At 39.7% G+C, this 19880-nt stretch carries 17 protein-coding genes; 7 read left to right on the forward strand and 10 right to left on the reverse strand.

The window, feature by feature from the left end; all coding sequences use genetic code 11:
- From Q1R07_RS12220 to Q1R07_RS12240, 5 genes are all read right to left on the reverse strand, one after another.
- Window positions 1-1131, reverse strand: a complete 1131-nt coding sequence (locus tag Q1R07_RS12220) for an Mrp/NBP35 family ATP-binding protein (protein ID WP_300490609.1) — start codon at window positions 1129-1131, stop codon at window positions 1-3.
- A gap of 337 nt (window positions 1132-1468) precedes the next feature.
- Entirely contained in the window at window positions 1469-3871 is a 2403-nt protein-coding gene (locus tag Q1R07_RS12225) for an ABC transporter permease (protein WP_300490612.1), read from the reverse strand.
- Window positions 3872-3873: 2 nt separating this feature from the next.
- Window positions 3874-4617: a head GIN domain-containing protein gene (locus Q1R07_RS12230; RefSeq protein WP_300490615.1), complete on the reverse strand. Its 744-nt coding sequence runs from the start codon at window positions 4615-4617 to the stop codon at window positions 3874-3876.
- Window positions 4618-4647: 30 nt separating this feature from the next.
- Entirely contained in the window at window positions 4648-5361 is a 714-nt protein-coding gene (locus Q1R07_RS12235) for an ABC transporter ATP-binding protein (RefSeq protein ID WP_136403996.1), read from the reverse strand.
- Window positions 5362-5487: 126 nt separating this feature from the next.
- Window positions 5488-6729, reverse strand: coding sequence for an HlyD family efflux transporter periplasmic adaptor subunit (locus tag Q1R07_RS12240; protein ID WP_300490618.1), 1242 nt, complete (start codon window positions 6727-6729; stop codon window positions 5488-5490).
- A 146-nt stretch (window positions 6730-6875) separates the two neighbouring features.
- Here Q1R07_RS12240 and Q1R07_RS12245 point away from each other — a divergent pair, with 146 nt between their 5' ends.
- A complete protein-coding gene (locus tag Q1R07_RS12245) occupies window positions 6876-8231 on the forward strand; it encodes a sigma-54 dependent transcriptional regulator (protein WP_300490621.1) in 1356 nt (451 codons plus the stop codon).
- Between the two features lie 11 nt (window positions 8232-8242).
- A complete protein-coding gene (locus Q1R07_RS12250) occupies window positions 8243-9595 on the forward strand; it encodes a HAMP domain-containing sensor histidine kinase (protein ID WP_300490624.1) in 1353 nt (450 codons plus the stop codon).
- Between the two features lie 2 nt (window positions 9596-9597).
- Here the strand turns inward: Q1R07_RS12250 and Q1R07_RS12255 are convergent, their stop codons facing one another.
- The 3 genes from Q1R07_RS12255 to trmB are packed head-to-tail and all read right to left on the reverse strand — an operon-like array spanning window position 9598 to window position 11243.
- Window positions 9598-9930 (reverse strand): MGMT family protein, encoded by a 333-nt coding sequence (locus Q1R07_RS12255; RefSeq protein ID WP_300490627.1) that lies wholly within the window; start codon window positions 9928-9930, stop codon window positions 9598-9600.
- A complete protein-coding gene (locus Q1R07_RS12260; RefSeq protein WP_300490630.1) occupies window positions 9930-10556 on the reverse strand; it encodes a LysE family transporter in 627 nt (208 codons plus the stop codon). Before Q1R07_RS12260 ends, Q1R07_RS12255 begins: the two co-directional genes overlap by 1 nt.
- A 12-nt stretch (window positions 10557-10568) precedes the next feature.
- Window positions 10569-11243 (reverse strand): tRNA (guanosine(46)-N7)-methyltransferase TrmB, encoded by a 675-nt coding sequence (gene trmB / locus Q1R07_RS12265; protein WP_300490633.1) that lies wholly within the window; start codon window positions 11241-11243, stop codon window positions 10569-10571.
- 238 nt (window positions 11244-11481) lie between these two features.
- Between trmB and Q1R07_RS12270 the strand changes: the two genes are divergently transcribed.
- Window positions 11482-12558, forward strand: coding sequence for a glycosyltransferase (locus Q1R07_RS12270; RefSeq protein ID WP_300490635.1), 1077 nt, complete (start codon window positions 11482-11484; stop codon window positions 12556-12558).
- Here the strand turns inward: Q1R07_RS12270 and Q1R07_RS12275 are convergent.
- Entirely contained in the window at window positions 12523-13566 is a 1044-nt protein-coding gene (locus Q1R07_RS12275) for an ATP-binding protein (protein ID WP_300490637.1), read from the reverse strand. The genes Q1R07_RS12270 and Q1R07_RS12275 overlap by 36 nt on opposite strands.
- The gene (locus Q1R07_RS12280; protein WP_300490640.1) at window positions 13567-14250 is read right to left on the reverse strand and encodes a response regulator transcription factor; all 684 of its coding nucleotides are present in this window, start codon (window positions 14248-14250) and stop codon (window positions 13567-13569) included.
- Between the two features lie 196 nt (window positions 14251-14446).
- Between Q1R07_RS12280 and Q1R07_RS12285 the strand changes: the two genes are divergently transcribed.
- The 4 genes from Q1R07_RS12285 to Q1R07_RS12300 all read left to right on the forward strand — a co-directional run.
- Window positions 14447-17197 carry a TonB-dependent receptor gene (locus Q1R07_RS12285; protein ID WP_300490643.1) on the forward strand — a complete coding sequence of 917 codons (2751 nt, stop codon included), beginning with the start codon at window positions 14447-14449 and terminating at the stop codon, window positions 17195-17197.
- A gap of 198 nt (window positions 17198-17395) precedes the next feature.
- Entirely contained in the window at window positions 17396-18574 is a 1179-nt protein-coding gene (locus tag Q1R07_RS12290) for a hypothetical protein (RefSeq protein WP_300490645.1), read from the forward strand.
- Between the two features lie 114 nt (window positions 18575-18688).
- Entirely contained in the window at window positions 18689-19015 is a 327-nt protein-coding gene (locus Q1R07_RS12295) for a T9SS type A sorting domain-containing protein (RefSeq protein WP_300490648.1), read from the forward strand.
- 111 nt (window positions 19016-19126) lie between these two features.
- The coding region (locus tag Q1R07_RS12300) for a hypothetical protein (RefSeq protein WP_300490651.1) at window positions 19127-19880 on the forward strand (754 nt) is incomplete at its 3' end.

Consider the following 19880-nt stretch of genomic DNA (forward strand, 5'->3'; position numbering starts at 1 on the left):
TTATTTCTTTTTTACAGCTGAACATCCAGCCATCGTGGTAATTTTTATTGCTTCTGTAGGCGGCAGACTTTCATTTCTGCTTACTACTTCCTGTACTACGGAACGCGCCAGTTCTTCAAATGCTTTTTCGATTGGCGATGCCGTTTGCAAAGCGGCCGGACGACCGTAATCGCCTGCTTCGCGAATGCTTTGTACAATTGGCACTTCTCCTAAGAATGGTACCTGTAAGTCTTCTGCAAGATTTTTCGCACCTTCTTTTCCGAAGATATAATATTTGTTGTCCGGTAATTCATCCGGTGTAAAATAGGCCATGTTTTCAATGATTCCCAAAACCGGTACATTGATGCTTTCGGCCTGGAACATCGATACTCCTTTTTTAGCATCGGCCAAAGCCACTGCCTGAGGTGTACTTACCACCACCGCTCCGGTAATTGGAAGCGATTGCATGATCGACAGGTGAATATCTCCTGTTCCCGGTGGTAAATCCAGTAACATAAAATCCAGTTCGCCCCAATCGGCATCAAAAATCATCTGATTTAAAGCTTTCGAAGCCATTGGACCTCTCCAGATTACCGCCTGATCCGGACTGGTAAAGAAACCGATAGATAAGATTTCCACACCGTAACTCTGGATGGGTTTCATTTTGGATTTTCCGTCAACCTCAACCGAAATCGGACGTGCTTTTTCCACATCAAACATAATCGGCATGGAAGGACCGTAAATATCTGCATCCAAAACGCCAACCTTAAAGCCCATATTCGCCAGCGTTACCGCCAGATTTGCCGTAATAGTCGATTTTCCAACACCACCTTTTCCAGATGAAACAGCGATAATATTGCTGATTCCCGGAATCGATTTGCCTTTGATTTCCGGTTTTTCCGGAGCTTCAACTTTTATATTGACTTTTACTTTTGCCTTATCGTATATTTTTTCATGGATCACTTTCATAATGTCCACCTCAGCGCGTTTTTTGATATGCAACGCCGGGGTGTGCAATAATAAATCCACTACTACTTCATCTCCGAAAGTGATTACGTTTTGTACCGCACCGCTTTCTACCATATTTTTACCTTCTCCCGCTATGGAAATCGCTTCCAATGCTTTAAGAATTTCTTTCCTGTCTAATTTCATTATTTTATTCGCTTTAAGTCGTTTATTAAGACTGACTTTATGTTACAAAGATAAGATGAAAAGTTCTTAAAATAAAGATAAAGAATTGTATTTGTTTATTGCGCAATAGCTTCGCTTTACACTTCCGGTTTCAAAACCCTTAATCCGGGACAATAACGGGAATTCAAACCGGTTTCCAGCTGCTTATTTTTTAAAGAATTTCCGATTTAATTTCGAAAATCCATTTTAAAATTCAATTTTCGGGTAGTCAATCTGAGTTTTTCCGCTGTTACTTCAAAAAAAAGCTGCAACCGAAACATGTCCGATTGCAGCAAAAGGTAGTAAAAATCAAAGTGGATTATTCGTATTTCAGGTATTTCAGAATATCGATCCTTGTTGCCTGATAGGCTTTCGAAAGCACGATAAGCAATGTGAGCGATAATAAGACCACAAAACCAATAATAAACGGTAAGGTGGTTATCGAAATCCGGAAAGCAAAGTCTTCCAGCCATTTATTAAGCAGGTAATACGCCGGCATCGCTGCCAGAATAAAACCGATAATACAAAAAATGATGTATTGTGTCGACAGGTTTTTAAGTAGCATTCCGGTTTCGGCACCCAATGTTCTTCGGATCGCGATTTCTTTTATGCGTCTTTCGATCGAATACGATGCCAGCGCAAACAATCCGAACAATGCTATAGTGATCACTACAATATTGAGCAGCGAAAATAAATTGCGTTGTTTTATATAGGTTTCATAGGTCCGGGCGTATTCTTTATCTACAAAATCGTATTTAAACGGATATTCGGTGTCGACTTTCTGCGTCCAGAATTTCTCCAAACCGGCAATCGTCTGATCCATGTTTTGTGCATCGACTTTTACATATATTTTATTGATATTGGTTTGCATCCACGGAACCGTTTTAATATGAAAGAAAACCATTGGCGGTATTTCCCGCTGTAATCCATATAAATGGAAATTGTCGACTATTCCAACCACTTTTAATTTTTGGCCGTTCCATTCGATTTCTTTTCCAATCGGATCTTTTTCACCCATCTTATCCCATGTTACTTTATTGATCAACATTGTACTAACGGTATCGGAAGCCAACTCCGGTGAAAGCATTCGCCCCTGAAGCAGTTTTATATTCAACATATTCAGTAAATCAAAGTCGATTCCCATATTTTGTGCCTGAATGTTGTTATCGTTATGCGTAAAGCCTGTTGAAGACGTAGCACCTCTGCCTGAAAAATTAAAGGTTCCGGCTCCTACTCCCTTAACGCCTTTGATTTTTTGCAATTCCTGTTGAAAGGTTCTGTATCGCTCGTAATCGGTTCCGTCTCTTTTTGCACGATACGGAATCGTTACAATCTGGTCGCCTTTATAGCCTAATTCCTTACTACTCATATAGCGTACCTGTTGGTATACGATATACGATCCGATAATAAAAAATGTCGCAATGGCAAACTGAAGGATCAACATTCCGTTTCGAAGCCATATTCCGTTTTTACTTCGTCCGAAATTACCTTTCAGTACTTTTAAGGTTTCAAAATTCGATACATATATCGCAGGAAAAATACCCGCCAATGCGATAACCACGACCACAATCAGCAACAATTGCAAATAGAACTGACTTCCGATCATTTGGAGGTCTTTTTCTAAGAACGAATTATAAAACGGCAGAGCAAGCTCCACGATCATCATCGACAAAATCAAGGCCCCGAAAACCACTAATATAGTTTCGAAAACAAACTGCCATACGATTTGTTTTTTAGTCGCTCCGATAATTTTTCGGATACCGATTTCTTTCGCTCTTTTAATCGCATTTGCCGTGGCCAGATTGATATAATTCACAATAGAAAGTACCAGAATCAGAATTGAAAGCCCCATCATGATCATCAAAAACTGGTAATTCCCTTTTCCTTCTACCAAACCGCTGGTTAAGTCACTAAGTCGTGCTTTTGACAATGGCGTCATGGAAACCTTGATAACTCCGTATTTTTTAATAAACTCCTGTTCCGTAATTCCCATTTCGGCAGCGTTTTTCCGGATGCGATGTTCGTAGTAAATTTTTTCAATTTCTTTACAGACCGCGTCTACTTTGTCCGGACTCTTAATTTTTAACATTAATCCGTAATTAAAATCACCCCAACTTTCGCTGTTTTTATCCATTTTTAAATACAACATCACGTCGGGTGCCATCGACGATTTACCCGGAATACGGTATACGCCTCGTACCGCATACGGTTTGCCATCGTAGATCATTTGTTTCCCTATCGGATTTTCATCTTTAAAAAACAATTTGGCAACGTCTTCCGATAATGCTATACTATTTTGATCCTGTATGGCTGTTTTCGCGTTTCCGGCTATAAATTCAAAAGGGAAATACGAGAAGAAATTACTTTCGGCAGCGCCAATTTTCTTGATCATTTCTTTTTTTCCATTGTAGTTCAGAATTTCCTCCGAGTACCATGCCGTATAATAACAGTAACTTTCGATGTTTTTGGATGACGCTTCCAGCATCGGAGCGGTTGGCGCTACATTCCACGCCCATTTACCGGCATCGGCCACATCGTTAATCACTTCATAAACCTTGTCTTTTTCCGGGTTCCATTCGTTATACGCGTGCTCTTCATTCCAATACAAAATGGCAAAGATTAATCCGGAAATCCCGATGCTTAATCCCAATATATTGAGTATTGAAAACAGTTTGTGTTGCTTAAAATGATACACAAACACTTTTAACCAGTTTTGTATCATTGTTATTTAGCTGTAATGGTTCCTAATGAATTTTTGTTTGTTGTAAGCGCTTTCGGTTTGCCGGAATATTCAATAGCAGCTACCGAACTGGCGGATGCATCCAGTTTTTCGGTTACATGTACCGTTACTTTCGAGGCATTTGCCGCTTCAACGATAGCATATTTTACGTCCAGATCACCGGCTTTAAAAACCGATGCCGATTTTGCTACCACTTTTAATTCGGTTGCTTTTCCCGTTATCGTTGCTTTTCCGGCACTTGCTAAGGATGCCTTTAGCGTCGTTGTCTGAATAGCACCTTTAAAAGCCGATCCGGAATTGATGTCCAATTGTACGTTTTTTGATTTGATGTTTCCATCCAGACGTGTTCCCGACGTAAGGGTGATTTGCACATTCGCTGTTTCCACTTCATTTTCTAAGGTCATTTTGGCCCCGGAAGCCAATTTAAAATTGGCAACATTCGGACTTAAAACTTCAACCCGTGCGATTTCAAAATTATTGGTTCCTTTATTGGATTTTATCTTTATTTTTAAGACGCCTTTCTCCACTTCGGTAGTGATCTGTTGTACTTTATCGGCCGTATCGGAGGTTACTTTTATTCCGGTTGTTTTACTTTGCGTATAGCGTATTTCAACTCCGCTATGGGCTTCAATGGTTGTAAAATCGGCTACGGTTCTATTTTCGCTTACCTGCGCCTGGCATACAAATCCGATAAGACTTAAAGTTATGGCAATTATAATTCGTATCATGGTTTTTCTTTTTTAAGGTTGCTGTTGTTTTTAATTTTCTTTGGCATCGACTAAAACATCTACATTTCGGGCGTTTTGCTTTTCGCTGAGGATCACGCCGTCTTTCATATGAATGGTACGCTGTGAAAACGATGCATCATAATCGGAATGGGTTACCATCATGATCGTCGCGCCATTCGCGTGTAAATCGGTTAGCAATTCCATTACTTCGTTTCCGTTACGGCTGTCCAGATTTCCGGTAGGCTCATCGGCCAAAATGATTTTCGGATTGGTGATCAAAGCTCGCGCTACGGCTACCCGTTGTTGTTGTCCACCCGAAAGTTGCTGCGGATAATGTTTTAGGCGATGGGAAAGCGAAAGGCGTTCGGCAATGGCTTCCACTCGTTTTTTGCGTTCCGCACTACCCACATTATTGTAGATCAGCGGTAATTCGATATTGTCATATACCGACAATTCGTCAATCAGGTTAAAGTTTTGAAAAATAAACCCGATTTGCTGTTTCCGCAACTTCGCTTTTTCATTTTCCTTTAGTCCGTTGATCTCCTGACCTAAAAGTTTATAGCTTCCACTGGTAATTCCATCCAAAAGTCCGATGATATTGAGCAGGGTTGATTTCCCGCAACCCGAAGGTCCCATTACGGAGATAAAATCCCCTTCGTTAATTTGCAGTGCAATCTGATTTAATGCGGCTGTTTCCACTTCTTCCGTCCGGAAAACTTTAGAAAGATTTTGAATGCTGATCATAACTGTTCGTTTTTTAGATTGATTGATTGATTTTTTCGATTTCCCGTTTCCGGGTTTTTACATTTTGTTCTTTTGTTTATCCGACTTAAAAATGGTTCGGTTAAAGTTATTATTAATTCCATTATTTTACTTGTCAAATTGTAAAACCGCCACTTCTTTATAATCCTGATAAGAAGAGGTGATTACGTTTTCGCCATCTTTTAATCCTTCCAGCACTTCAAAATACAGCGGATTTTCCCGCCCCAGCTTGATCGTACGTCGGATGGCTTTATCACCATTGACTACAAAGATCCAGTTTCCGGAGGTTTCCTGATTAAAACTTCCTTTGGGCAATACCAGCGTTTTCACACTTTCGGAAAGGGTTAATTTAACGCCAAAGCTTAAGCCCTGTTTTAAATCCAGCTCTTTGGCGTTTTCAAAATTCAGCTCGACCTGAAATTTACCTTCTTTAACTTCCGGGATTACTTTGGCAATATGTACCGGGAACTGTTTCCCTTTGTATTCGATCGTTCCTTTTTGTCCAACCGATACGCGCTCCAGGTAAAATTCGTCGACTTTTGCAACCAGTTTATACCCTTGCATCACATCAATTTTTCCGATACTTTCTCCGGCCTGGTAGTTTTTACCTAAAATCGGCTCGAACGAAGAAAGCCGTCCGGATAAGGGTGCCGTAATCAAAAAGTTCTTTTTATTCCCTCGCAAAATGTCAAGGCTTTTTTCCATTGTCGCAATCGAACGATTGATTTGCTGAATCTGGATCTGGTTGGTTTGTTTTTCTTTTTGAATGCTTTGCTGGATAATATTTTTGCGTTCCTGTTGGTAACGGAAGCCTTCCCGTGTCGTTTCCCATTCATTTTTGGCAATGATTCCTTTTTTAAACAGTCGTTCGTTAAGATCGTATAATTGTTTGGCCGTATTATAATCGTGTTCGATTGCGATCAGGTCTTTTGCGAGGTTTAATTCCTGATTTCGGATATCCAATCGCGCTTTGTTTAGATTGTTTATTTGTTCGATCATGGACGTCTCTTGTGTCAGGTAGCTTAATTCCGTATTCGGGTTATATAATTTGGCCAATGCCTGTCCTTTTTCGACATGACCTCCATTTTCTACAAAAATTTCCTGAACCGAACCACCTTCAATAATGTTGATTAAAATAGAATTTAACGGTTCGGCTTTTGCCTGAAACATAATAAAATCTTCAAAGTAGGCTTTACTTACGGTTTTGATGCTAACCTCATCCCTTTTTACATTCAGGCTTTTTTCTTTTGTGATCATTGAATAGGCAAAATAGCTAACGATCAAAAAAAGTAGCACTATCCCAATACGATAGCTATTTTTTCTATTTTTACGAGTGATAACAGTATCCATTTTTTGATTTTTGATATACTACACAAAGACAATTTCGTGCCATTGTTTTAAAAATCAAGAACCTTCTGATTATCAATTGTTTTATAATTCGCCCTAATTTTGAAGTGTTCAATATCGGACACTTTTTTGTCCGAAACCGAACAACCATGAAAAAAAAACAAGCACAGATTTTAATTATCGACGATCAGGATGATATTCTTTTGGCCGCAAAACTGCTGTTAAAAAAACATTTTGAAACCATTCATACCGCCAATTCTCCAAAAAAATTAGTCCAATTACTTGCCGATAATCCAATTGATGTGGTACTTCTGGATATGAATTATCGTATCGGTTTTGAAGACGGACGCGAAGGTATTCATTGGTTAAAGGAAATAAAATTGCTTGCTCCGAACACGGTAGTCGTTCTGATGACCGCTTTTGGAAAAGTGGAAACGGCAGTCGAAGGGCTTAAATCCGGCGCTTTCGATTATGTGATGAAACCATGGGACAACGATAAATTACTTACGGTGATCAACAATGCCGTAGCGCAAAGTCGGAAAGACCAGAAAAAGAATCCACCGCAACTTCAAGTCGGTCAGTCGGTTTTTATGGGTAATGCTCCCAAGATCAAACAAGCCTATGCTATTGCAGACAAAGTCGCCAAAACGGATGCCAATGTACTTATCCTTGGTGAAAATGGAACCGGAAAATATGTTTTCGCCGATTATATTCACCGGCATTCGGACCGGAAAGACCAACCGTTTATCGCGGTTGACCTCGGTTCGTTAAACGAAAACATCTTCGAAAGTGAATTGTTCGGTTATGCGAAAGGTGCTTTTACCGATGCCAAATCCGATACCGCCGGACGTTTTGAAGCCGCACAAGGCGGAACGATTTTTCTGGACGAAATCGGGAATGTTCCGTTGCATTTGCAATCCAAGTTATTACAAGTGATCCAGAATAAAACCGTTACCCGATTGGGTGAAGCCAAAGCCCGACCTCTAAATGTGCGTATCATCACGGCGACCAACCTCGACCTGAAACAGGAAGTGGCGGCAAAAAACTTCCGGGAAGATTTGTTCTATCGGATCAATACCATGACGATTCCATTGCCGTCATTGCGCGAACGAAATGAGGATATTATTCCACTTGCGCACTTTTTATTAGAACAATTGGCCGCAAAATATGGTCGGGATGGGTTACAATTTCAGGAGAAAGCACTGGAAAACATGGAAAAACATCGTTGGAACGGTAATATCCGCGAGATGGAAAACCGGATCGAAAGGGCTGTAATCCTTTGTGAAGAGGCGACTATCACCGCTTCCGATCTGGATCTGACGTCCATTTCCGAACCGGATGAGGTAGCAGAAGACCTGCAATTGTCGGATCTTGAAAAACGAACCATCGAAAAAACGTTACACAAACATCAGTATAACATTAGCAAAACAGCCGAAGAATTGGGACTTTCCCGAGCGGCTCTATACCGCCGAATCGAAAAATTCGGGATTGCAACCAACGATTAAATCCGCCGCTTATGACACAATCCTGGAAAATATACAATGCTTTTTTTATCCGGTTACTGCTATTGCTGGTACTTCTCGGAAGTTGTATTTTGCTGTTTCAGAAACAACTCTACTATACGCTATTTGGTTTTGTTTTTTTCGGGGTCTTAGTACTACTGGAAATGTATTATTTTATCCGAAATGCTTTTTTATTTTACGATAAAACCATCACCGCTATTTTACAGCAGGATTATTCGGCCAGTTATTCCGATGCGTATAAAACCGGAAATTACAGCAAATTGTACCAGCTTTACGAAACGCTAAAAGAACGGGGAAACGAGCAAACATCCAAGGAACTCGTGTACCGAACCATTTTAAACAATATCGACAGCGGTGTTTTAATCCTTGAAAAAAAGGAATCGGAATGGGGTATTTTTTTGATGAACGATTATTTTTCAAATCAGTTTACGGTACCAAAGGTTTCCAAATGGCATTATCTGAAAAAGCAGATTCCATCGTTTTGTTCGGCTATCGAGCAATTTGACTTTCAGGAAGTGAAAACATCCGTGCAAATTCGTGCAAATGCCGATGCGGAATTTCAGACGTTCCGCTTACAGGCGTCATTAAGTAAGAGTTACAATACCGAATATTATATTATTTTTCTGGATTCCATTCAAAAGGTAATCGAGAAAAAAGAGAAAGAAGCCTGGATTAATCTGATGAAGGTGATTTCGCATGAATTATTAAACTCGCTGACACCGATTCGTTCGCTATCGCAGAATTTACAGGAAATTGTGGATCAGGACGATTTAAGTTCCGAAGATCTGGATGATATCCGGTTAAGTCTTTCGACGATCATCAACCGAAGTGATCATCTTCAATTCTTTGTCGACAATTACCGCAAACTGGCGATGTTACCCTCACCTCAAAAGGAAAAAACCGCTTTACAATCGCTCGTACAATCCTGTATTGACACCATGATGCCGTTGTTTAAAACACATGGTATTAGCATCCATAATAACATTGATTTTGACCGTTGGCTTTATGTCGACCGCAACCAATTGGAACAGGTTATCCTAAACCTGCTTACCAATAGTATGTATGCGCTAACCGGAGATTCGACGGATTCGAAAGTAATTGAGCTATCCGCATCAGTGGCCAATAACCGTTTGTTTATTGTGATTTCCGATAGTGGTTCCGGAATTGAAAAAGAGATTCAGGATAAAATTTTCCTTCCGTTTTTTACCACGCGGAAAGAAGGTGCCGGTATTGGTTTGACATTATCCAAAAACATCATCGAAGCCCATGGCGGTTATCTCAATTACCAACGCGACAGCGCGCATACAACGTTTGTTATTAGTCTGATTGAAGGCGAAAATTCGTAGTATTACAATTGTATTTCCGGTTGCCAGAATAGTTTTTCGAAGTGCACCACCTGATTGTTTTTCACTTTAACACCTTCGCTTTCGAGTAGTTGTTGCATCAGATTGGTTCCGTCGAAATGGTGTTTACCGGTGAGCATTCCCACGCGATTTACCACACGATGTGCCGGAACATCGTCTTTTCCGTGTGCTGCATTCATCGCCCAGCCGACCATACGTGCCGAACGCGCCGCGCCCAGGGTTTTGGCAATCGCACCATAGGACGTTACCCGCCCGTACGGAATTTGACGTGCCACTTCGTACACCCGTTCGAAGAAATTTTCATTTTCGGCTTTCATTATCCCAAATAATTATTGATCAACTTAATTAAGGTGACGACAGAAACCAGTCCGGTTATGGATCCGATAATATAATTGATATTGGTAATTAGAAAGGACGGTTTTTCGCCTTCTTTTTTCTTAAAAAACAGGATATAAAGGTAAAACACCAGAAACGATCCGATAACGGCTCCCAATACAAACAGGGAAATATAGGATTGATTAAAAAAGAAATATCCGTTTCGCGACAACCATACGCTGATAAAGACATAATACGGAATCGGAAAAAGATTGAGTGCCGACAGTAGCATTCCCAAAAAGAAACGACTGGTTTTGCTTTTCATTTTAAGCTCTTCCTTGGGTTTCTTCGGTTTGTTGGCAATCGTAAAAAAATAGAGCGTTAACAACACAAAAATCACAAGACCAACTTCCTGTAACAGGTTAATGATTTCCGGATTACGATCGATAAATTTTGCAAATAATACCGCCAGATAGGTTTGAAAAAGTACGGTAAACGTAGCGCCCAATGCAAACATCAGGGCTTTATTTCTGCCATCCCGCACACTTAGTTTTGCAGCCGTCATATTGAGCAGACCGGGTGGTGTGATCCCAATCGAAGCCACTGTAAAACCAAGTATGAGGGGCATGAAATAATTCATCTATTTTATTTTGAATTGGATATAAGTTATCGCTTTATTTTGTTCTAAATATTGTTGTTCGTAAAACGTCTGAATGGCAGTTACCACTTCCGGCGCTCCTTCGTTTTTGTAAACATTATGATTGGCATACAACACTTCGTGGCCTTCGCCGTGTAATAATCCCAACGTATAACCGTGCATAAATTCGCTATCGGTTTTCAGGTTCATGATCCCGTCTTTTTTCAGGATTTTTTTATAGCGTTGTAAGAATTCCGAGTTCGTCATACGGTGCTTTGTACGCTTGTATTTGATTTGCGGATCCGGGAATGTAATCCAGATTTCGTCTACTTCTGATTCTGCGAATACATATTCCAGCAATTCAATCTGCGTTCGTATAAAGGCTACATTCGACAATCCGTTTTCTACAGCTGTTTTTGCTCCCCGCCAAAATCGTGCCCCTTTTATATCAATCCCGATAAAATTTTTATCCGGGTAACGCGTAGCCAATCCAACGGAGTATTCCCCTTTTCCACATCCCAATTCCAACACCAACGGGTTATCATTTTTAAAAACCTCCTGTTTCCATTTGCCTTTAAACGGAAAAGTATCCGACACCACCTCTTCCCGAGTTGGCTGAAATACGTTCCCAAATGTCTCGTTCTCCTTAAATCTTTTTAATTTATTTTTACTTCCCACGACTAAACTTAAAATTTTGGTAAAATTACGGAAATATCCAAGAACTAAAATAGTTTTACTTTGCAGTTATTAAATAAGTTATCAAAAACGATCTTATTTATATCCGGATAACCGGATTGGTTTACGCTTCCCGTTATGCATCGCAGGTTTTTATAAAGACCTGTTATTTCAGGGGTTGATTTGTGTCTTTTGGATTGCCCGCGGGGTAAAATGAAAAACTTTTGGAATATTTAGTACAATGCATAAAGAACGAAAAAAAAGAATTTTAGTCGCTCCATTAAATTGGGGCCTTGGGCATGCCACGCGTTGCATCCCGGTTATTGAGGCTTTGGAAAATCACGGATTTCAGCCGGTGATTGCTTCCGATGGTGTTGCGTTGTCGCTTTTAGAAAAAGAATTTCCGCACCTGCAAGCCTTACAACTTCCTTCTTATAAAATCCAGTATGCTCAAAACGGAGCTAATTTTAAATGGAAAATGATCAGTCAGATTCCGAATATGTACCGCGCCATGCGGGACGAACGGAAAATGGTAGAACGTTGGATTCAGGAAGAGGCCATCGACGGGATTATTTCCGACAACCGACTGGGTGTTTTTTCTTCCAAAGTCCCTTCGGTTTTTATCACGCATCAATTGAATGTTTTAACCGGAAACACTTCCTGGATTACGACTAAAATCCACCATCAGTTTATCCGAAAATACAGAGAATGCTGGGTTCCGGATATCGCCGGAAGTCCGAATCTTTCCGGGAAACTGGGGCATACGGAAACGCCGGTAACCAATGTAAAATATATTGGCCCGTTAAGTCGTTTGCACAAAAAGACCGTCGAGCCCTTATATGATCTGATGGTTATTCTGTCCGGGCCGGAACCGCAACGGACATTACTGGAAGACAAATTAAAACTGGAACTGAAATATTTTGAAGGTAAAATCCTTTTTGTCCGTGGTGTAATCGAAGAAGAACAAACCATCTCGCGACGCCTGAATTTTACCTGCTATAATTTTATGAATACCGAAGAACTGGAAATGGCCTTTAACCAAAGTAAAATGGTATTGAGTCGTTCCGGATATACGACTATCATGGATTTGGCACATTTGGGCAAAAAAGCCTTTTTTATCCCAACTCCGGGTCAATATGAGCAGGAATACCTGGCTAAAAAATTAAAGAAAAAAGGACTGGTTCCGTATTCCCGACAGGAGGAATTTAAAGTTGGCGATTTGAATCAGGTGGACTTGTACAAAGGACTTAAGAACATCACTCAGGAAATCACCTGGCGTCAGTTATTTTGTCTTTTCGAGCGTAAAGGAAAACTCTGATCCGACACCGATTTTACTTTCCACATAAATACGTTCGTCGTGCGCTTCGATAATGTGTTTTACGATGGCCAATCCCAAACCGGAACCACCTTCGGAGCGCGCACCACTTTTGTCCACACGGAAAAATCGTTCGAATAAACGGGAAATAAACTGCTTTTGAATTCCTTCCCCATTATCGGTTACGCGAATAATCACTTTGTTATTGACCAAATCCTCGATACTGATTTCGGTTGTTCCGTTTTCTTTTCCGTATTTGATGGAATTTTCGACAAGATTGGTCACCACCTGCTGGATACGTTCTTTATCGGCAAAAACCTTTACCGGCTTGCTGTATTTCCGATCGAACATCAACATAATGTTTTTCTGATCGGCACGCATTTCCAGAAGATCCAAAACATTCTGAATGACATCGACAATATTGAATTCGGTAAACTCCAGATTTAGATCGCCGGTTTCGAGTTTGGTGATCATATCCAGATCTTTTACGATATAGATCAATCGTTCGACACCTTTTTCGGCGCGTTGCAGGTATTTTTTGCGGATGGTTTTATCGTTCATCGCCCCGTCCAGTAAGGTAAGCAGATAGCCCTGAACGGTGAACAACGGTGTTTTTAATTCGTGAGAAACATTCCCCAGGAACTCCCGACGGTATTCCTCACGAATTTTTAAAGTTTCAATTTCTATTTTTTTGTCTTTTGCAAATTTCTGTACTTCGTTCATCAGCGTCGCCATATCGGTTGTAACCGGCTGACTTCTGAGTGTGGTAGAATCCAGTAACGACACGTCGTCGTAGATTTTTTTAACCCGTCGGTAGATAAAGCGCTCTACGCGGTATTGCAGTACGAAAAAGGAAAAAAAGTAAACGCCTAAAGCAAAAACAATACAGAATTTATAGTTTAGTTCGTAAAACCAATACGTCAATCCTGCGATTAATAAGGTGGAAAAAAGGGTAATATAGAGCGCAGATTTGACTGCAAATCTGTATGATTTTTTAAAGCTTATGGACATTTATATTTCTAATTTGTAACCGACTCCTTTGATGGTTTTAAATAGATCGTCTCCGATTTTTTCTCTTAGTTTTCGGATATGAACGTCAATTGTTCGTCCGCCAACCACTACTTCGTTACCCCATACTTTATCGAGGATTTCTTCTCTTTTAAATACTTTTCCGGGTTTGGAAGCCAAAAGGTAGAACAATTCAAATTCTTTACGCGGCAGGATAATTTCTTCTCCTTCTTTTACAATTTTGTATTCTTCGCGGTTGATTTCGATTTCACCTACTCGTAATACATCACCTTGTTGCTCTTCTTCTTTTAAGCGACGCAATAAGGCTTTAACCTTACTCACCAGAACTTTCGGTTTAATCGGTTTGGCGATGTAATCGTCGGCTCCGGCATCGAACCCTGCCACTTGTGAATAATCTTCACTTCTTGCGGTCAGGAATGTTATAATCACATTGGCCAGTTCCGGGATTTTACGGATGTTTTCGCACGCTTCCATACCATCCATTTCAGGCATCATCACATCCATAATGATCAACTGTGGCATTTCTTTTTTAGCTTTTAAAATGGCCTCTTTACCATTGCTTGCCGTTACGATCTGATAACCTTCCTGTGATAGATTATATCCTACGATTTCGAGGATATCCTGCTCATCATCAACCAATAAAATCTTAATGTCTTTTTTCTTCATAATGGACACTCTATGTGTGTTTTCGGGTTGTAAAGGTAAAGATAATACAAAACGATTATATGTGTTAACGATTATTTAATCTGTTAACGATTTCGTAATACATTCCCAACAAAACGATAACAGGTTACTAACTTCAGGTTAACTTCGAAAGGGTTCCTTTGCGCAAAATTTAATACAACACGTAAACAACAACACAATGAAACTTAAGTTATTACTAACAACATTATTGTTCACAGTCTTCGCCTTTGCTCAAAAAGGAACTGTTAAAGGTACGATAACAGACAAGGAGATGAACAATGAGCCACTTCCTTTTGCCAGCGTAACGATTAAAGGTACAACAATTGGCGTAAATACCGACGAAAAAGGAACATTTAGTTTGAGCGTTCCGGAAGGAAACCATATTCTAATGATTGCTTTTTTAGGATACCAAACCGTAGAGGTACCTTTTAAAATTGCTTCGGGCGAAACGAAGACAATTGATAAAGCTCTTGGTACTGCCGGTGTACAGTTGGAAGATGTAGTTTTAAAAATCGAAACCAACCGTCAGAAAGAAAGTGCGCTTTTAGTAGAACAGAAAAAAGCCATCGAAATAAAACAAAGTATCGGAGCACAGGAACTTTCCCGTAAAGGAGTGAGCGACGTGGCTACTGCGGTTACCAAAACTACCGGTATTACCAAACAGGAAGGTACCGGAAACATTTATGTGAGAGGTTTGGGTGACCGTTATAATTCGACTACGATGAACGGCCTACCTATTCCTTCGAACGATCCGGAAAAGAAAAACATCCGATTGGATATTTTCCCAACCGATATCGTAGAATATGTATCGATTGACAAAGTATATAACGGAAAAACATCGGGCGATTTTGCCGGAGGTAACGTTGATATCGTTTCCAAAGATTATAAAGGCAAAGGATTTTTGCGTCTGGACATCGGTTCCAACGCCAACACAAATGCTTTGGCCGAAGACAACTTCCGTCTTGCAAAAGGCCCAAACAGTTTTGGTTTTAGCAATCCGGCTAACCCTAAAACGATCTCCACTTACGATTTCAATACCTTACAATTTGAAGGAAAAACTCCGGTAGCCGGTTCTTTCGGAATCTCAGGAGGTAAATCATTCGACATCGGTTCGGAAAGCAAATTGAGTATTTTCGCCACCGGATCTTTCGGAAACGAATACACCTCAAAACGCGACGGTAGCGCTAAAGGTAGCGTAAACGGTGACGGAAGTTTGGTTAACAGAAACTTCAAGACCTTCTCTTCTATGGGTTACACCACCAATACAACTGGTTTGGTAAACGTAGGCTATAAAATCAACAACAATCATAAAGTAAGTTTTAACTCTTTATTTATCAACACGTCTAGCCAGGTTAAAGACGAGTATTTCGGATATATCGCCGATCTTGCCGATGCTGGTAACGGATTGATTCGTCGTTCGGAATATGTAAAAAATACTTTATTCGTAAACCAATTATTAGGCGAGCACACTATTAGCGATCGTTCCAAATTCAATTGGGGTGTTGCACAAAACAACATCACTGGAGATACTCCTGACAGGATGTACAACACATTACGAAAAAACGATACCGGTTACACCATCATTAGTCAGTCAAAACCGGACAACCACCGTTACTTCCAACGATTAAAAGAATACGAAACAGTTGCCACCGCTTCCGTTGATTACAAATTCAATAAAACCAGCGATGGTGATTTTAGAGGTAAATTCACAGCAGGTTATAACGGTCGTTTTAAAAACAGAGACTTCAAAGCAACGCAGTTCAACTTTAAAACGTTTGGTCCTTACACTACAACTATCGTAGATCCTGAAAACCTGGATATGTTTTATAACCAACAAAATCTAAACAATGGTTATTTTGAAATCAGTACGTTTGTTGGTAATGCCGAAATCGCGAACGCACTTGATCCGCAAAAATATACCGGAGAACAAATCATCCACGGTGGTTATTTAAACACCGAATATAAATTCAGCACTAAATTAACAGCTGTTTTAGGTTTACGCGCTGAATATATCTCACAAAAAGTTGACTGGAAAACACAGTTGGATCCAGTTGGAGACAAAGATGAATTCAAAAAAACAACGTTCCTTCCAAACTTAATCATGAAATATGAGCTAAACGAAAAACAAAACCTTCGTTTGGGAATGAGCAAAACCTACACTTTACCACAGTTTAAAGAAAGAGCTTTATTTATCTACGAAGATGTAACAGAAGTAAAAGTAGGTAATCCGGATTTATATCCTTCCGATAACTACAATTTAGACTTGAAATGGGAAATGTTCCCTAAAAGCGAAGAGTTGATTTCCTTTACCGCTTTCGGAAAATATATCTTAAATCCAATTAACGAAGTAACAATCGCTTCTTCTACAAACGATATTTCATTTGTAAACACAGGAGATCGCGGTTATGTTGCCGGAGCCGAAGCAGAATTCCGTAAGTTGATCTTCCAATCGGGTGAAAACAACAGTAAAAAATTAACGGCCGGAATCAACGCTTCTTATATGTATACAACTCAGGACTTAAACGGTCCAAAAGTAGACAAAGAGACTCGTTACAATGTTGACTTTACAAAATCGAAAAGTGCCTTTACCGGAGCATCGCCTTTATTGTTAAATGCAGACGTATCGTTCTTTAAAGAATGGAACAACAAAGAATCGAACATCTCCACTACATTAGCCTACTCGTATTTCTCGGATCGTATCTATGCTTTAGGAACAAACTTACGTGGTGATCAGGTAGACAAAGCGGTAGGAACTTTAGATTTTATTGTAAAATCAAAAATCAATAAAAACTTAGGTATCGGACTAATGGCTAAAAACATTTTAAATCCTAAAATCGAACGTGTACAGGAAAACAACAATGGCGACGTTACGTTGTTAACGTATACTAAAGGAATGAATCTGAGTTTCAATGTGAACTATCAGTTTTAATACAACATCAAAACACACCTGAAGGAGCGAATTATCGCTCCTTCTTTTTTTGAAGTAAAGTTGACTTAACAAACGAAACATTTACTTAATAATTACTTCTTTATATGTTAATCCAACCGTGACAATGGCTTAACCCGCTTTTCAAAAAAACGAAGCACTTTTGCATCAAACATAACTAAAAAATTATTCAGAAAAAAAATGAAAAAATCAATCGTAAAATTATTTGTGATTTTCGCAGTAACAGCTGGAACTTTAGCAAGTTGTTCATCATCTGACGAGAGCACACCAAGCGGACCTTCTTCTTCTTTCGTAGCTAATGCAAACGATTTTAAAGGTGTTATCAACGACGGTGTAGTAACTTTAGTTGCCGGAGCAACTTACAAGCTTACTGGAAAAATCCAAGTAAATAGCGGTGCTACTTTAACAATTCCTGCTGGAACAAGAATTGAAGGTACTGGAGGAACATCTGCTTATATCGCAGTAGCACAAGGTGGTAAAATCAACATTTTAGGAACAGCTGCAAACCCTGTAGTTATGACTAGTGGTTTGACAACTAAAAATGCTGGTGACTGGGGAGGTTTAGTAATTTGTGGAAAAGCACCTATCAACAGAGGAACGGTTACTGCACAATCAGAAGTTGCTGACTTAACGTACGGTGGTACTGTTGCAAATGATAATTCTGGTGTAATCCAATATTTAAGAGTTGAATATTCTGGTGCTGCTTTCAACACTGAAAAAGAATTCAATGGTATTTCTTTCTTCGGAGTTGGTAACGGAACTGTAGTTGAAAACGTAGAAGTGTACCACGGTGCTGATGACGGATTCGAATTCTTCGGTGGAACAGTAAACACTTCAAACTTAATCTCTATCGGAAACGAGGATGATCAATTTGACTGGACTGAAGGATGGAACGGTACTAACACAAACTGGTATGGTAAACTTGCTTTCGGAAAAGGAAACAGAGGTATCGAGGCTGACAACTATGAGTTCAACTTTGACGCTAACCCGGTTTCTAACCCGACGATCACTAACTTAACGTTAATCGGACCTGGTAGTTCTGCTGACGCAACTGCTTACCCTGAAAACCAAGCTTTAAAATTAAGAAGAGGAACTAAAGGTATGTTCAACAACGTAGTAGTAAAAGACTTCAAAGTTGGATATGACGTAGAACACGATCAAACAATCTCTTTCGTAGGTACTACTCTAAAAGGAACTAACACGAAATTCGAAGGAATCGGATCAAACGCAAAAGGTAAGAAAACTGACGGTAGCGCAATTGACGTAGCCGGAGTATTCACCGAGTCTGCTACTGCAACAGGAGCTGGAAACGGAACTGCTGCTCCAAGCTGGGCAACAGGATGGACTGTAGGATTCTAATCAAAATATAATTATAGTCTTTTTCAGAAAAATATCTCTCTTTTAACAAGAGGGATATTTTTTTTGGCATAAATTTTGAACTTTTTTTTATATCTTTATGCCATATTTACACCTATGAAGAAAAATTACTTTTATATTATTTTAGTTGCCTTTTTTCTGTTTTCCGCCAATTTATTTGCGCAGGAATCAAAAGGTTCTTCGGGTACGACTATCGAAGGTCTGAATATTTATCCAAACCCAACCAATGGGGACAAGATATACATCACTTCCAAATCAGCACAAGATAAGGAAGTTGAGATTTTTGACGTGTTAGGTAAGCGCATTTTACAAGCTACTTTAAACTCAAAAGAACTAAACATAGCCAATTTAAATACGGGTGTTTACATCATCAAAATCAAAGAGGGCGAAGCTTCCGCAACAAGAAAGCTTATTATCAAATAGTTAACAAAGGGTTATTTCTTACATTTAACCATAATTTTACATTAAAAGTTTTCATTTATCGCGAAATACTTCTTAACTTTGTTGTCCACTTTTTAAAAAACAATTCAAAACATGAAAAAACTTTACATTTTATCATTAGCGCTTTTTACATCGGCAGCTTCATTCGCTCAGTTTGTATATGAGCCATTCAACTTCTCTGGTGCAGCTACATCAAACGGATGGACTAGCCATGGTGGTACTGCAGGACAAATCACAACATTATCAGGAAGTTTAACGTACCCAGGTTTGGCTGCTTCAGCAGGAAACAAAATTTCCATCATTGCTGCAAACACTGAAGATATGAATAAAGCTACTACTTCTGCAATTACTGGTGCTGCTTATTATTCAACAATCATCAACGTACAGAACACGACTTCTATGCACGCTAACACTGCTACAGGGGATTATTTCTTCTCTTGTACTTCAGTAGCTTCATCAAGCACAACTGCTTTCCAAGGACGTTTATATATTCGTCAAGGAGCAACTGCTAACACAGTAAACTTAGGTGTTTTAAATAATAGTGGTGGTACTGCAGCTCCAACATATTCTGCTACTGATTACCCTATCAACACGCCTATTTTTATCGTTATTAAATACGACATCGCTGCTAACAGCGCTAGCCTTTGGGTAAACCCTACTCCAGGTGCTGCTCAACCAGCTGCTACTGTTACTAACGCTACAGGAACAACTGCAGCTCCAACTAACATCAATGGTTTAATTATCAGACAAGCTGGAAACGCTACTAACAGTACAGGAAATGTTGAATTAGACGAAATGAGAATCGGTACTACTTGGGCTCAGGTTACTCCTCAAGCTACAGCTAGTT

This window comes from Flavobacterium sp., assembly GCF_030146175.1.
Lineage (GTDB): Bacteria > Bacteroidota > Bacteroidia > Flavobacteriales > Flavobacteriaceae > Flavobacterium.